The 688-nt window shown below is 65.4% G+C and carries 1 protein-coding gene; it reads right to left on the reverse strand.

Features of this window, described 5'->3' with window-relative positions:
- On the reverse strand, positions 1-405 hold a 405-nt coding region (locus VQ03_RS33550; protein ID WP_208605586.1), incomplete at its 3' end, for an STN domain-containing protein.
- Positions 406-688: the final 283 nt, after the last annotated feature.

A 688-nucleotide genomic window follows, 5' to 3' on the forward strand; every position in this document is an offset into this window, starting at 1 on the left:
GTCCCTGCAGAAGGCGTCCCGAACGCGCTCCTGCACCTGCGCATAGTAACGGGCGCGGATGACCAGATCGGCCTTTTTCGGATCGATGTCGGGCGCCGCCGGCTGCCCGGCCGCCGGAGACGAGGGCACGATCACCACCGCATTCTCCGACGTCAGACGGCCGACCAAGCCGGTTCCGTCGAGCAGGACCTGCAGCGCATCCGACGGCGCGAAATCGCCCCTCACCTCGCTTGAGCGCCGGCCGGTCGCAAGCCGCGCATCGTAAAGCACCTCACGCCGCGCCGTGGCGCCGTAACGTTCCAGCGCGGATGTCAGAGGCTGAGATGGAATATCGAACGGCATGCGCGGCGCAGACGCGTTCGTATTCTCCTGTCCCGCCGCGAGGTCGGCACTGGCGCCCAGCATGCAAAGCCAGATCAGAACGTATAGCCGACAAGCATCTGAGGGGCGCCCCGCCCGGCCCCTCGAAAGATATCCAATACTCATCGTGTCCGCGTCGATTGTTCCCAGGCGGGCCGCTGTGTCCAATCTGCAACGTTAACGTCGAAGTGTGACAGCGGTGCGTAGGCGCAAGAGGAAGACCTGAGCCGGCCCCGGGGACGGCGGTCCCCATTATTTCTTCAGTTCAGCATAGAGCTGCATCACCCGGTGCGGCAGCACCTCGATGCGCGGCACCCGGAGGGCATGG

Source organism: Methylobacterium tarhaniae, from assembly GCF_001043955.1.
Lineage (GTDB): Bacteria > Pseudomonadota > Alphaproteobacteria > Rhizobiales > Beijerinckiaceae > Methylobacterium > Methylobacterium tarhaniae.